Genomic DNA, 12,844 nt, shown 5'->3' on the forward strand with positions numbered 1-12,844 from the left:
CGTTATTGGGAATGCTTGACGGCGTCCAGGATGGTCGCCGCGACCTGTGCCGGCGCGGACTGCTGCGGCACGTGGCTGGTCTTGACCTCGCTGACCTTGGCGCCGATGAGCTTGGCGAAATCGCGCTGCAGGGCGGGCTGGATCATCTGGTCATTGCCGGCGACGAGATACCAGCTCGGCTTGGTCTTCCAGGCCGCGACGCTGACCTTCTCGCCGAAGACCTTGCCATGCACCGGGCGCTGGGTGGCGGCCATGACGGCGGTCTGGGCGGCCGGCAGGTCCTGGGCGAAGTATTTGCTCATGCCGACGTCGGTCAGGCGCAGGAAGCCGGCGGCGTCGGACTGGATGTGGGCGAAGCCGGCGGGCGCCGGGTAGTTCTTGCCCAGTTCGCCCACGGCCTGGCCGGCGTCGGGCGCGAAGGCGGCGACATAGACGAGGCTTGCGACCTTGTCGTTCGCGCCGGCCTGGGTGATGACGACACCGCCCCAGGAGTGGCCGACGAGGACGACCTTGCCCGGCGCGGCGTCGATGGCGCGCTTGGCGGCGGCGACGTCGTCGTCCAGCGAGGTCAGCGGGTTCTGCACGGCCGTCACGCGCACACCCTTGGCCTGCAGCAGCGGGATGACCTTCGCCCAGTCGGAGCCGTCGGCAAAGGCGCCGTGGACGATGACGACGGAGGGCTGCTGGGTTTCTGCGGCCTGAGCGGCGAAGCCGAGTGACAGGGCAGCGGCGGCGATGGAGAGCTTGACGAAGTTCATGGTGTGTTTCCGGGTGGGTTGGGGACGGAACGAACTGTCCTTTTTCCCCACCCTGGCGAACATTGGACGAATGTCCGATCAGGCCGCCTTGCTGACGTCGACGACGGCCTGCACGAAGGCGGCCGGCGCCTCCTGCGGCAGGTTGTGGCCGATGCCGCCCTTCAGTTCGCGGTGCTCGTATGCGCCGGAGAAGCGCTTGGCGTAGGCGGCCGCCGGCGGATGCGGTGCGCCGTTGGCATCGCCTTCCAGCGTGATGCTCGGCATGGCCACGCTCTGCACCGTGGCCAGCCTGGCTTCGAGCGCGTCATAGCGCGCCTCGCCCTCGGCCAGACCCAGCCGCCAGCGGTAGTTGTGCACCGTGATGGCGACATGGTCGGGGTTGTCGAGGGCCGGGGCCGAGCGCGCGAAGGTGGCGTCGTCGAAGCGCCATTCGGGCGAGGCCTGGCGCCAGATCAAGCGGGCGAAGTCGCGGTGGTTCTTCTCGTAGCCGGCGCGGCCGCGGTCGGTGGCCAGATAGAACTGATACCACCAGGCGAGTTCGTCGGCCGGCGCCAGCGGCAGAGGGCCGGCCTTGACGTTGGTGACCAGATAGCCGCTCACCGAGACCAGGGCCTTCACGCGCTGGGGCCAGAGCGCCGCCATCACACAGGCGGTGCGGGCGCCCCAGTCGCAGCCGGCGACGGTGGCCTGCGGGATGCCCAGCGCATCCAGCAGCGCGATGGCGTCGGCGGCGATGGCCGTCTGCTGGGCGTTGCGCGGGGTGGCGTCGGACAGGAAGCGCGTCGCGCCATAGCCGCGCAGGAAAGGCACGACGACGCGCCAGCCCTGCTCGGCCAGGCGCGGCGCCACTTCTTCATAGGTGTGGATGTCATAGGGCCAGCCGTGCAGCAGCAGCACGGGCGGGCCGTTGCGCGGTCCGAGGTCGGCGTAGCCGATGTTCAGCACGCCGGCGTCGATCTGGCGCAGTTCGCCGAAACCGCGCGGCGCAGCGGCCAAGCTCGGAAGGGAAGCCGTGCCGGCAACAGCGGCGGTGGCGGCAAGGAAGCTGCGGCGATGGAGGTTCATGTCGGGGACCTTGGGGTGGCGAGATCGTTGGCAGTCATTATTCTTGACTGATCGTTCAAAAACAAGTTTAATTTGATCCATGGCAAGACCTTCCGAATTCGACAGGGACGAAGTCCTCCTCCGCGCGATGGAGGTGTTCTGGTGTCAGGGCTATGAGGCCACCGGCATGCCGGCCCTGGTCGAGGCCATGGGCATCGGCCGACAGAGCCTCTACAACGCCTTCGAGAGCAAGCGCGGCCTCTTCCTGGAGGCCCTCCAGGTCTACCAGGCCGAACGCGCCAAGTCACTGCAGAAGGTGTTGAAGTCGGCTGACTCGCCGCTGGGCGGCATCGAGGCCCTGCTGACCTCCATCGCCACGTCGACCGGCGTGGCGCGCACGCGCGGCTGCCTGTCGGTCAACACCGCCACCGAGATCGGCGTCAGCGACGACGAGGTGGCCGACATCCTGCGCCGCGGCGCCCAGCAGTCCAAGGCCGACCTGGCCGCCGCCCTCGATGCCGCCAAGGCCATGCACGAGCTGCCCGGCCAGCTGGACAGCCAGGCGGCCGCCGAGTTCCTGCTGGCCGTCATGCGCGGCCTGCGCGTCAGCGCCAAGGCCGGCGCCGCCGTCAGCGAGACGCGCAATGTCGCGCGCATGGCCCTCGCGGCCCTGCGGCATGCCTCCTGACCCCTCTCCAACCCGGAAGCCCGTCATGCGCACCATCGAGAAAGTCGTCTACACCGCCCACACCCACACCGCCGGAGGCCGCGAAGGCAGCGGCAAGTCCAGCGATGGCCAGCTCGACGTCAAGCTCAGCCCACCCGGTTCCAACAAGCCCGGCACCAACCCCGAGCAGCTCTTCGGCATCGGCTACTCGGCCTGCTTCATGGGCGCGATGCGCCGCGCCGGCGCGCCCCTGGGTATCCGCGTGCCGGACGAAGTCAGCATTGACGCCGACGTCTCCCTGGGCACGACGGCCGACCAGGGCTTTGCGCTGGCGGTCAAGCTGACCATCAGCCTGCCCGGCCTGGACGCCGCGCAAAAAAAGCAGCTCGTCGACGGCGCCCACCAGCTCTGCCCTTACTCGCATGCGACGCGGGGCAATATCGACGTGCGCTTCGAGATCCTCTAGGCGTTCGCACTCAACAGGAAGTCGACAAAGCACCTCACCCGCAGTGGCACGAAACGCTGGTGCGGGTAGAGCAGGTTGAAGGGCCGCGAGCGGCCGCCGAAGGGCTTGAGCAGCTCGACGAGGCGGCCCTGGCGCAGCTCTTCCTCGACCGTGAAGCGGTAAGCCTGGAAGATGCCGGCACCATGCAGAGCCAGCGTCACGCCGGCCAGCACCTCGTCCGAGCAGCTGGTGCCGCCCGTGGTCAGCCTCTCTTCGTCCCTGCCATCGACACGGAACAGCCAGGGAATGGTGCGGCCGCTGCTGGGCAGCTCGAACTGGATGCAGTCGTGCCGATCCAGTTCGTCGAGTGACTGCGGCTCGCCGCGGCGGCGCAGATAGTCGGGCGCGGCGACCAGCACCAGTTCGGCGTCCTCCAGGTGCCGGGCGATCAGCGTCGAGTCGGCCGGCGCGCGCACGCGCACGGCCAGGTCATAGCCCTCGGCCGCGAAGTCGATATTGCGGTTGCTGACGTGCACGTCCACGCGGATGTCGGGAAAGCGCTCGCGGAAGGCCGGCAGGCGCGGCAGCAGGCGGTGGTGGCCATAGGTCGTCGGCACGCTGATGCGCAGCAGGCCGCTGGGCGAGACCTGGCGGCCGCTGACCTCGCGCTCGGCCTCCACCAACTGGTTCAGCACCTGGCGGCATTGCTCGTAATAGGCCTGGCCGGCTTCGCTGAGGCGGATCTGGCGCGTCGTGCGCACGAAGAGGCGCACGCCCAATCTGTCCTCCAGCCTCGCCACCGTGCGGCTCACCGCCGCCGGCGTGACGCCCGCCGCCGTGGCCGCGGCCGTGAAGCCGCCCAGCTCCGCCGCCGTGCAGAAGAGCTCCAGGCTGCCCAACATCAGATCGTCGAATTGCCGGTTCATGACACACGATGTAAAGAATGAAGTGCCGCCGATCTTATTTATTGATCCCGACGTCGCCAATAGATTGGATACCACCGCAACCCAACGGAGTCATCCATGAACCGCTCTTCCCGTACCGTCATCGTCACCGGCGCCTCCAGCGGCATCGGCCTCGCCATTGCCGCCGCCTTCCTGAAGCAAGGCGACCGCGTCGTCGGCAATGCCCGCAACGCCGAGCGCCTGCAGCAGGCCGCCGCGTCTCTCGGCGCTCATGGCGACAACTTCCTCGCCGTCGCCGGCGACGTGGCCGACCCGGCCACCGGCACCCGCCTCGTGCAAGCAGCCGTCGAGCGCTTCGGCGGCGTCGACGTGCTGGTCAACAACGCCGGCATCTTCAACGCCAAGCCCTTTGTCGACTACACGCCGGCCGAACTGGACGCCCTGGTCGACACCAACCTCAAGGGCTTCGTCTACCCGTCTCAGGCGGCCGCGCGCCACATGGTCGAGCGCAAGGCCGGCCACATCATCAACATCACCGCCGCCATCGCGGCCCAGCCCATCCAGGGCGTGCCGGCCGTGCTGCCGGTGCTGATCAAGGGTGGCATCAACCAGGCCACGCGCGCACTGGCGCTGGAGCTGGCACCGCACAACGTCCAGGTGGCTGCCGTCGCGCCCGGCATCGTCGACACGCCGATGTACACGGCCGACATGCATGGCTTCCTGAACACGCTGCAGCCGGCCGGCCGCATCGCCAGCGTCCAGGAGATCGCCGACGCCGTCCTCTACCTGGCCGGCGCCGCCTTCACGACCGGCGTCGTGCTGCCCGTGGACGGTGGCATGAGCTCGGGCAAGTGGTGAGCGCGGCCATGAACGACCGCGACGCCCTGCTGGCGCTGCTGCAGCGCTACTTCGACGGCCTCTACCGCGGCGACGTGGACCTGCTGGCCGAGGTCTTCCACAGCCAAGCGCGGCTCTATGGCGAGGTCAGCGGCCAGCGGCTGCTGCGCGATGTGGAGCCCTGGCTGCAGGCGGTGGCCACGCGGGCCAGCCCGCAAAGCCGCGGCGAGGACCAGCGCATGCAGGTTCAGGCCCTGCGCATCGACGGCACCATCGCGCTGGCGACGGCGCGCTGCGAGATGCTGGGCTTCGACTACCTCGACCAGCTCAGCCTGCTGAAGGACGACGCGGGCCGCTGGTCCATCGTCGCCAAGCTCTACACCCATCAGGAGCCATGACATGCCCTATATCCGCATCGAGGTCACACGCGAAGGCGTGACGCTGGCGCAGAAGAAGCAATTGATCGCCGAGGCGACGGAGCTGATGGTCCGCGTGCTGGACAAGGACCCGGCCACGACCTTCGTCGTCATCGACGAGATCGATACCGACAACTGGGGCGTGGCCGGCCGCACCGTCACCGAGCTTCGGCAGCAGCAAAAAGGTGAGAGGCCCGCCTAGCCCGGCGGGCGCTCTCACCGAACCGCGAGCGGGCCACACCCGGACCGCTTGCGGAGACACACGCGGGATCAGAAGCTGGCGCGCAGGCCCACCTGGTAGGTGCGGCCCGGCTCATAGATCGCATAGGGCGCGTTGGCGAACTGGAAGTTGGTGCGCTGCGAGCTGCGGGTGACGTTGAACACGTCGAAGGTCGCCTGCAGGTCCTTCTTCCAGCCGATGACCTCGCCCAGGTTCAGGCGCGACGTGAAGTCCACCTGGGCATAGTCCAGGCCGTAGAAGGCCGCGGCCGTGATGCCGTTCTGGCCCGTGCCCGAGGACTGCGTGCCCTTGGTGAAGTTCTTGGTCACGCGGAAGCCCCCGAAGCGCCCTTCGTAGTAGGCCGCCAGGTTGTAGGTATAGGGCGGCACGCCGATGGCCACGTTGGCGCCCGACTGCTTGACCTTGGTGTAGTTGGCGCTGACGCCGAAGCCCTTCAGATAGGACGTCAGCACGTCAAGCGGCTGCTGGATGGTGAACTCCAGCCCCTTGATCTTCAGCGCGTCCGCCGTGTTCTGCACCTGCGACAGCACGATGGGCAGGGCGTTGATCTTGGCCATGTCGGCGGCGGAAGGCAGCGCATCCAGGTCGGCCGGCACCGGCAGGCCGGCGCTCTTGTAGAGGTTGGTGCGCTGGTCGCGGGTCAGCGTGTTGTTCCAGAGGATGTTGAACTGGGACAGATAGCTGAAGGGTACGGTGAAGGTGCGCGTGGCCGTGAAGCCGGCGATGCTCTTCTGGAACCAGGCCAGGGCCACATAGCCTTCGCGGCCCGTGTACCACTCCAGGCCCAGGTCGATGTTCTTGGACTGGTAGGGCTTGAGGTCAGGATTGGTCAGCGTGCCGTTCTGGGCCGAGGGATCGGTGAAGGTACCGGTCAGCGCGCGCAGCGAGGTCGGGTCGGCGCGCGTGATGGTCTTGGACATCGAGGCCCGGGCCAGCAGGTCAGGACGGATGTTGTAGGCCAGGCTGCCCGAGGGCAGGAAATTGCCATAGGTCGTCGTCGTCAGCGCCTCGACGACCTGCGTCGGGAAGCGGCCACCATCGGCCAGCGTGGCATTGCGCGGATCGGCCGGCGTGCTGAGCGAAGCGAAGGTCTGCTCCGTCGTCGCGTAGCGCATGCCGGCGTTGTAGCGCAGCGTGTTGCCGAAGAGCTGGGTGTCGCCATTGGCCTCGACGAAGACCGACGTCACCTTCTCCTGGAAGAAGCCGGGGTTGACGCCGGTGTTGGTGCCGCCGGTGCCGGGCACGGCGGTGTCATGGGCCGCGGCGTAATTGCTGTCCTTGGCGAAGCGGGCCCAGTCCAGCGCGACGAAGCCGCGCGAGTTGGCCGACAGATAGCCCGGGATGGCCGCGTTGGGAATGGCCGAGCCGAGGTATTGCAGCGGCGTCGTCGCGCCGGCGGTGTAGCCGGTGCCGTAGCCCGGGTAGTCGGCCGCGGCCGAGCCTGCAGCGCCGGTGCCGTTGCAGCCGTTCTTGTTGGTGGTGTTGGGTCCTGGCAGGAAGACGTTGAGGTTGCGGCCGCAGGCGATGTTGGACCAGTAGTTGTCGTTGTTCAGAGAGTCGATGCGGCGCGACACGTTGTCGTAGGCGCCGCCGACCTTGAAGTCGACGACATCGGCGTCGATGTCGATGCTGCCGCGCAGGCCCGAGGTGCGGACCTTGCGCTTCTCCTCCTGCACGTTGACGCGGCCGCCGTTCCAGCCGAAGGCGCCCGGGGTGTTCAGGATGTCGGAGGCGCCGGTCAGCGAGTTGGTCGCCTTCAGGATGGGAATGCCGCTGCTGTTGTCGTATTCCGTCGTGATGCCCGAGCCCAGCACGGTCTGGAACAGCGCCGTCGGCGACTGGCGGTGGAAGTCGCTGCGCGTGGCATTGGCCTGCACGTCAACGCTGATGGCATCGGTGATCTTCAGGTTGATGCCGGGGTTGATGCTGTGGAACTTGGTGTCCTCGGTATAGGGCCGGTACTCGAGGAAGTACTGCGAGTTCGCGAAGGTGCCCTTGGTGACGACGCAGCCGTTGGCGCAGTCGCTGCGGTCCACCGTCATGTTGACCGGGATGGACGAGCCGTTGCGGCCGACCCAGTTCATGTCGCTGCGCTCGAACTCGTTCTTCTTGTGGCCGTAGATGGCGTCCAGGAACATCTTCACCGAGGCATTGGGCCGCGCCTCCAGCGACAGGATCGCGTTCTGGCGGTCGCGGCTGCCCTCGGCCACCATGGCGCGCCCCAGGCGCGGGATGATGGCGTTGTCGATCTGCTGGATGCTCAGGCCCGGGTTCTTGGCCAGCAGGAAGGCCTCGTCGATGGTGGCCCCCGTCGTCAGCCCGTTGCCGGCGTTGGCGGGCACCGTGCCCGGGATGGTCCAGTTGCCGCCGCCGGTGTTGTTGCGCGTCGTGCTGCTGCTCTGCGTGGCCAGCAGGTTGGCATTGGTCCAGCCGATGGATTCGAAGCCGGTGGTCTTGACCTTGTTGGTCGACCAGGCCACGCCGGCCAGCACGCCGAAGGTGTTGCCCCAGGTGTTGCTGACCAGGGCCGAGCCGCGGTTGCCCCAGTCTTCGGCCTGCTGGTTCTTGGTGCCGGTCAGCGTGAAGGCGGTGCGCAAGCCCTTGCGGTCGAAGGGGCGAGCGCTGCGCATGTCGACGATGCCGGCCGCGCCGCCTTCCAGCATGGAGGCGGTCGGGCTCTTGACGACGGTCACGCGGCTGAAGAGCTCGCCGGGGAGGAAGTCCATGTCGACTTCGCGGTTGGCGCTGCCCGAATCGACGCGGCCCGTCGAGGCCGACGCCACCGGGGCGCCGTTCAGCAGGATGCGGGTGAAGTTGGTGCCCAGGCCGCGGATCTGGATCTGCAGGCCTTCGCCGGTGATTTCGCGGGTCAGCGTGACGCCCGGGATGCGCGAGATCGACTCGGCCACATTGCTGTCCGGGAACTTGCCCATGTCCTCGGAGCTGATCGAGTCGATGAAGCCGACCGCGTTCTTCTTGGCATTGGCCGAGCTTTCCAGCGAGGCGCGGATGCCGGTCACGACGACGGTGTCCAGCTTGTTGTCCTGGGCCGGTGCCGCCGTCTGCGCATAGGCCTGGGCGATCAGGCCTGCCAGCAGCGTGCTGCCCACGGCCAGCTGTCGACGGGCGCGGTGGTTCGGCCGCGGAGGGATCTTGCTCATCTTCGTTGTCTCCTGATTGGTTTTCTCGCCGCATCCACCATGAAATGGTAGCGCACACATTTTCAATTTACGCCGCCGCCCAATCCGCCGTCAACGAGGGTGTGTACTAATGTATTAGTTACGGACGGCGCCGAAAGTCGCCGCCAGCCGTGGCGCGGCGAGGCCGGCGCCCGGGCTCCCGCATCGCGATGACAATGCCGCCCTGCCTTCGCGCATCAGCAGCAGATGGGGCCTTCGACTTCTCTGATGAACTTCACGCTAGATCCCACGCGCCACGCGGCGCCCCAGGTTGTCGAGGCGCTTCGCGCGGCCATCATTTCGCTGGAACTGGCGCCCGGCAGCGCGCTGGACCGCGGCGTGCTCGCGCAAAGCTTCGGCGTCAGCCAGACCCCGGTGCGCGACGCGCTGATGCGCCTCAGCGAGGAAGGCCTGGTCATCGTGCGCGCCCAGGCCATGACCCAGGTCAGCCGCATCGACGTCCCAGCCGCGCGCGAGGCCCATTTCCTGCGCCGCTCCATCGAGATCGAGATCGCGCGCCTGCTGGCCCTCTCGCACGAGCCGGGCGTCATCGACGAGCTGCGCGCCCAGCTGTCACGCCAGGCGGAGCTGGCCGAGGCCCGGGACTTCCTCGGCTTCATCGCGGCCGACAAGGAGTTCCACCGCCTGATGTATGGGGCCGCCGGCCTGCCGCGGCTGTGGGCCGTGGTCACGCGCATGTCCGGCCATGTCGACCGGCTGCGGCTGCTGCACATCCCGAGCAGCGGCAAGACGGAATCCATCCTGGCCGCCCACCTGACCATACTCGAGGCCATTGCCTCCGGCGACGCCGAGGCCGCCCAGCACGCCGTCCGCGACCACCTGTCCGGCACCCTGGCTTCGGTGGACGCGATCCAGCAGAAGTATCCGGAGTACCTCATCGTCTGATGGCGGGCGCGCCCGCGCTTGGCGGCGATTCAGGTAGCGCTCACAATTCGGCCGAACTTGCTTCGAGCCGCATGACCGCCCTCCTTGACTCCCTGCTTCCCGCCGACGCCTCGCGCGCCTTGCTGCTTGGCCGCATCTGGCGCCCCGACACCGGCGGCCCGGCCCTGGTCACCGTGCGCGACGGCCGCCTGGTCGATCTCTCGGCCCACGCGGCCACGATGGCGGAGCTGCTCGACCATCCCGAACTGCTCTCCCTCGTCCGCCACGCGTCCGGCCCCACGCTGGCCGCCACCCTGAACGCCGAGACCCGGCTGCTGGCGCCCTGCGACCTGCAGGCCATCAAGGCCTGCGGCGTGACCTTTGCGGTCAGCCTGCTGGAGCGCGTCATCGAGGCCCAGGCCGGCGGCGACGCGGCGCGGGCCCACGCACTGCGCGCCCAGCTGCACGAGAGCATCGGCGGCGACCTGTCCAGCATCCGCCCCGGCTCGGCGGCCGCCGCCAGGCTGAAGGCCGAGTTCCTGGCCCGCGGCGCCTGGTCGCCCTATCTGGAAGTGGGGCTGGGGCCGGACGCCGAGGTCTTCACCAAGGCCCAGCCCATGTCGGCCGTCGGCTGCGGCGCCGCCGTCGGCCTGCACCCCGATTCGCAATGGAACAACCCCGAGCCCGAGGTCGTGCTGGCCGTCAACGGCCGCGCCGAGATCGTCGGCGCGACGCTGGGCAATGACGTCAACCTGCGCGACATCGAGGGCCGCAGCGCCCTGCTGCTGGGCAAGGCCAAGGACAACAACGCCTCCTGCGCCATCGGCCCCTTCATCCGCCTGTTCGACGAGCACTTCACGCTGGACACGGTGCGCCAGGCCGAGGTCAGCCTGCGCATCGAAGGCGAGGACGACGGCTTTGTGCTGGAGGGTGTCAGCCGCATGCAGGAGATCAGCCGCGACCCGCAGGAGCTGGTGGGCCATGCCTGCGGCCCCCACCACCAGTACCCCGACGGCTTCATGCTCTTCCTCGGCACCATGTTCTCGCCCATCCAGGATCGCGGTGCGCCGGGTGCCGGCTTCACGCACCGCCTCGGCGACCGCGTGACCATCGCCAGCCCGGCCCTCGGCACCCTGGCCAACACCGTGCAGCGCAGCGACGCCCTGCCGCCCTGGACCTATGGCGTCGGCGCGCTGATGAAGCATCTGCACAGGCGCGCGGCATGAAGCGCCGCCTGCGCTCGCAAGACTGGTTCGACAACCCCGACCATGTCGACATGACGGCCCTCTATCTGGAGCGCTTCATGAACTACGGCCTCACGCCCGAGGAACTGCGCTCGGGCCGGCCCATCATCGGCATCGCGCAGAGCGGCAGCGATCTGAGCCCCTGCAACCGCATCCATCTCGAGCTGGCCCGGCGCGTGCGCGACGGCATCCGCGACGCCGGCGGCATCGCGATGGAGTTCCCGCTGCATCCCATCTTCGAGAACTGCCGCCGCCCCACCGCGGCGCTGGACCGCAACCTCGCCTATCTCGGCCTCGTCGAGATCCTGCACGGCTATCCGCTGGATGCCGTCGTGCTGACAACGGGCTGCGACAAGACGACACCCGCCCAGGTCATGGCAGCGAGCACCGTCGACATCCCGGCCATCGTGCTGTCCGGCGGGCCGATGCTGGACGGGTGGTTCGAAGGCCAGCTGCTCGGCTCGGGCGCGGCCATCTGGGCGGGCCGGCGGCGGCTGGCGGCCGGCGAGATCGACGAAGAGACCTTCATCCAGATCGCCGCCGCCTCGGCGCCCTCGGCCGGCCATTGCAACACCATGGGCACCGCGTCGACGATGAATGCGCTGGCCGAAGCCCTGGGCCTGTCGCTGACCGGCTGCTCGGCCATCCCGGCGCCCTACCGCGAGCGCGGCCAGATGGCCTACGAGACGGGCAGGCGCATCGTCGCGATGGCGCGCGAGGACCTGCGGCCCTCGCACATCCTCGGCCGCGACGCCTTCCTGGACGCCATCGTGGTCAACGCGGCCATCGGCGGCTCGACCAATGCCCAGCCGCATCTGGCCGCCATGGCCCGGCATGCCGGCGTCGAGCTGACGGCGGCCGACTGGACCGAGGTCGGCCAGCACGTGCCGCTGCTGCTGAACATGCAGCCTGCCGGGCAATTCCTCGGCGAACGCTTCCACCGCGCGGGCGGCGTGCCGGCCCTCATGTGGGAGCTGCAGCAGGCCGGCCTGCTGCGCACCGAGAGGCCCACGGTGACGGGCCGGTCGATGGCCGCCAATCTGCAAGGCCGCGAGACGCAGGACCGCGAGGTCATCTTCCCGGTCAGCGCACCGCTGAAGCCGGACGCCGGCTTTGTCGTGCTGAGCGGCAATCTGTTCGACTTCGCCATCCTGAAGGCCAGCGTCATCTCGCCGGCCTTCCGTGCGCGCTATCTGCAGGACGGTGCCTTCGAGGCCCGCGCCATCGTGTTCGACGGCGCGGACGACTATCACGCCCGCATCAACGACCCGGCCCTGGGCGTCGACGAGGACTGCATCCTGGTCATGCGCGGCGCGGGCCCGGTCGGCTGGCCGGGCTCGGCCGAGGTCGTCAACATGCAGCCGCCGGACGCGCTGATCCGCCGCGGCATCACCAGCCTGCCGACGCTGGGCGACGGCCGCCAGTCCGGCACCTCGGACAGCCCGTCCATCGTGCACGCCTCGCCCGAGAGCGCCGTGGGCGGCGGCCTGGCCTGGCTGCGCACCGGCGACCTCATCCGCATCGACCTGAACGCGGGCCGCTGCGATGTGCTGCTCAGCGACGAAGCGCTGGCGGACCGCCGCAGCGAAGGCCCGCCGGCGCTGCCGGCCAGCCAGACGCCCTGGCAGCAGCTCTACCGCTCGACGGTGGGGCCGCTGTCGACGGGCGCCTGCATGGAGCTCGCCCTGCCCTACCGCGGCATCGTCGACACGCCGCCGCGCCACAACCACTAGCGGGCGCCCATGGCCGGCCCGGCTCAGGCCGGCTCAGGCCGGCGCATCCAGCGCCGCCAGTGTGCGGGCCGACTCGATGATGTGCGGCGCCAGCGCGCAGGCTCGGCGGCGCTGCATGTCCAGGTGCAGGCCCGTGATGGCGGTACGCGCCGCGACCTGGCCGGTCTCGTCATTCACCATCTCGTGCTTGAAGGCGATGAGCTTGTCGCCCACCCCGGTGATCGTGGAGCGGATGCTCACGACCGAGCCGGCATGCAGCTCGCGCAGGTAGAAGATCTGCTGCTCGACGGCGGCCATGCTGCGCTTCGCCTCGGCCAGATAAGAGCGTGTCAGCCCCACTTCATGGAACAGGGCCCAGGTGGCCTCGTCGAATTTGCTGACGTACCACATGACATTCATGTGGCCGACGTGGTCGCAGTGCCAGGGGTAGACGGTGCCGCGGTAGGTGAGCAGGGGCTGGGTCATCGTTGGACAAGGTTTCAGGGAGAGA

Annotated in this window: 13 protein-coding genes; 8 read left to right on the plus strand and 5 right to left on the minus strand. The window is 68.8% G+C overall.

Annotation, left to right across the window (positions count from 1 at the left end):
* Positions 1-2 precede the first annotated feature (2 nt).
* Positions 3-758 carry an alpha/beta fold hydrolase gene (locus tag AC07OY_RS08050; protein WP_495042032.1) on the minus strand — a complete coding sequence of 252 codons (756 nt, stop codon included), beginning with the start codon at positions 756-758 and terminating at the stop codon, positions 3-5.
* 78 nt (positions 759-836) lie between these two features.
* Complete coding sequence (locus AC07OY_RS08055; RefSeq protein ID WP_495042033.1) at positions 837-1,823, minus strand: alpha/beta fold hydrolase; 987 nt, start codon at positions 1,821-1,823, stop codon at positions 837-839.
* Between the two features lie 79 nt (positions 1,824-1,902).
* Here AC07OY_RS08055 and AC07OY_RS08060 point away from each other — a divergent pair, with 79 nt between their 5' ends.
* Together AC07OY_RS08060 and AC07OY_RS08065 are read left to right on the plus strand one after the other, a co-directional pair.
* Entirely contained in the window at positions 1,903-2,490 is a 588-nt protein-coding gene (locus AC07OY_RS08060) for a TetR/AcrR family transcriptional regulator (RefSeq protein WP_495042034.1), read from the plus strand.
* A gap of 25 nt (positions 2,491-2,515) precedes the next feature.
* Complete coding sequence (locus AC07OY_RS08065; RefSeq protein ID WP_495042035.1) at positions 2,516-2,935, plus strand: organic hydroperoxide resistance protein; 420 nt, start codon at positions 2,516-2,518, stop codon at positions 2,933-2,935.
* Here the strand turns inward: AC07OY_RS08065 and AC07OY_RS08070 are convergent.
* Positions 2,932-3,840: a substrate binding domain-containing protein gene (locus AC07OY_RS08070; RefSeq protein WP_495042036.1), complete on the minus strand. Its 909-nt coding sequence runs from the start codon at positions 3,838-3,840 to the stop codon at positions 2,932-2,934. The two genes, AC07OY_RS08065 and AC07OY_RS08070, sit on opposite strands and share 4 nt — an antisense overlap.
* 96 nt (positions 3,841-3,936) lie before the next feature.
* On the opposite strand from AC07OY_RS08070, the gene AC07OY_RS08075 reads away from it, so the two are divergent.
* Genes AC07OY_RS08075 through AC07OY_RS08085 form a run of 3 tightly spaced genes read left to right on the plus strand, consistent with a single transcriptional unit; the run spans position 3,937 to position 5,274 of the window.
* Positions 3,937-4,677: an SDR family NAD(P)-dependent oxidoreductase gene (locus AC07OY_RS08075; protein ID WP_495042037.1), complete on the plus strand. Its 741-nt coding sequence runs from the start codon at positions 3,937-3,939 to the stop codon at positions 4,675-4,677.
* A gap of 8 nt (positions 4,678-4,685) precedes the next feature.
* Positions 4,686-5,054 (plus strand): nuclear transport factor 2 family protein, encoded by a 369-nt coding sequence (locus tag AC07OY_RS08080; RefSeq protein WP_495042038.1) that lies wholly within the window; start codon positions 4,686-4,688, stop codon positions 5,052-5,054.
* Between the two features lies 1 nt (position 5,055).
* Positions 5,056-5,274 (plus strand): tautomerase family protein, encoded by a 219-nt coding sequence (locus tag AC07OY_RS08085; RefSeq protein ID WP_495042039.1) that lies wholly within the window; start codon positions 5,056-5,058, stop codon positions 5,272-5,274.
* Between the two features lie 68 nt (positions 5,275-5,342).
* On the opposite strand, the gene AC07OY_RS08090 is transcribed toward AC07OY_RS08085, so the two are convergent.
* On the minus strand, positions 5,343-8,474 hold the full coding sequence (locus AC07OY_RS08090; RefSeq protein WP_495042040.1) for a TonB-dependent receptor: 3,132 nt from the start codon (positions 8,472-8,474) through the stop codon (positions 5,343-5,345).
* Between the two features lie 246 nt (positions 8,475-8,720).
* Here AC07OY_RS08090 and AC07OY_RS08095 point away from each other — a divergent pair, with 246 nt between their 5' ends.
* The 3 genes from AC07OY_RS08095 (at position 8,721) to AC07OY_RS08105 (ending at position 12,354) form a co-directional block, all read left to right on the plus strand.
* Positions 8,721-9,398, plus strand: coding sequence for a GntR family transcriptional regulator (locus AC07OY_RS08095; protein WP_495042041.1), 678 nt, complete (start codon positions 8,721-8,723; stop codon positions 9,396-9,398).
* Positions 9,399-9,469: 71 nt separating this feature from the next.
* Positions 9,470-10,603 (plus strand): fumarylacetoacetate hydrolase family protein, encoded by a 1,134-nt coding sequence (locus AC07OY_RS08100; protein ID WP_495042042.1) that lies wholly within the window; start codon positions 9,470-9,472, stop codon positions 10,601-10,603.
* Positions 10,600-12,354 carry an IlvD/Edd family dehydratase gene (locus AC07OY_RS08105; RefSeq protein ID WP_495042043.1) on the plus strand — a complete coding sequence of 585 codons (1,755 nt, stop codon included), beginning with the start codon at positions 10,600-10,602 and terminating at the stop codon, positions 12,352-12,354. Before AC07OY_RS08100 ends, AC07OY_RS08105 begins: the two co-directional genes overlap by 4 nt.
* A gap of 33 nt (positions 12,355-12,387) precedes the next feature.
* On the opposite strand, the gene AC07OY_RS08110 is transcribed toward AC07OY_RS08105, so the two are convergent.
* Positions 12,388-12,819 carry an acyl-CoA thioesterase gene (locus AC07OY_RS08110; protein WP_495042044.1) on the minus strand — a complete coding sequence of 144 codons (432 nt, stop codon included), beginning with the start codon at positions 12,817-12,819 and terminating at the stop codon, positions 12,388-12,390.
* Between the last annotated feature and the right edge of the window lie 25 nt (positions 12,820-12,844).

The sequence above is a fragment of the Roseateles sp. GW821-FHT09H10 genome (assembly GCF_059415865.1).

Bases quoted from the DNA above. Each gene is read 5' to 3' on its own strand.
- AC07OY_RS08050 (WP_495042032.1), bottom strand. From the start codon at position 758: ATGAACTTCGTCAAGCTCTCCATCGCCGCCGCTGCCCTGTCACTCGGC.
- AC07OY_RS08055 (WP_495042033.1), bottom strand. From the start codon at position 1,823: ATGAACCTCCATCGCCGCAGCTTCCTTGCCGCCACCGCCGCTGTTGCC.
- AC07OY_RS08060 (WP_495042034.1), top strand. From the start codon at position 1,903: ATGGCAAGACCTTCCGAATTCGACAGGGACGAAGTCCTCCTCCGCGCG.
- AC07OY_RS08065 (WP_495042035.1), top strand. From the start codon at position 2,516: ATGCGCACCATCGAGAAAGTCGTCTACACCGCCCACACCCACACCGCC.
- AC07OY_RS08070 (WP_495042036.1), bottom strand. From the start codon at position 3,840: ATGAACCGGCAATTCGACGATCTGATGTTGGGCAGCCTGGAGCTCTTC.
- AC07OY_RS08075 (WP_495042037.1), top strand. From the start codon at position 3,937: ATGAACCGCTCTTCCCGTACCGTCATCGTCACCGGCGCCTCCAGCGGC.
- AC07OY_RS08080 (WP_495042038.1), top strand. From the start codon at position 4,686: ATGAACGACCGCGACGCCCTGCTGGCGCTGCTGCAGCGCTACTTCGAC.
- AC07OY_RS08085 (WP_495042039.1), top strand. From the start codon at position 5,056: ATGCCCTATATCCGCATCGAGGTCACACGCGAAGGCGTGACGCTGGCG.
- AC07OY_RS08090 (WP_495042040.1), bottom strand. From the start codon at position 8,474: ATGAGCAAGATCCCTCCGCGGCCGAACCACCGCGCCCGTCGACAGCTG.
- AC07OY_RS08095 (WP_495042041.1), top strand. From the start codon at position 8,721: ATGAACTTCACGCTAGATCCCACGCGCCACGCGGCGCCCCAGGTTGTC.
- AC07OY_RS08100 (WP_495042042.1), top strand. From the start codon at position 9,470: ATGACCGCCCTCCTTGACTCCCTGCTTCCCGCCGACGCCTCGCGCGCC.
- AC07OY_RS08105 (WP_495042043.1), top strand. From the start codon at position 10,600: ATGAAGCGCCGCCTGCGCTCGCAAGACTGGTTCGACAACCCCGACCAT.
- AC07OY_RS08110 (WP_495042044.1), bottom strand. From the start codon at position 12,819: ATGACCCAGCCCCTGCTCACCTACCGCGGCACCGTCTACCCCTGGCAC.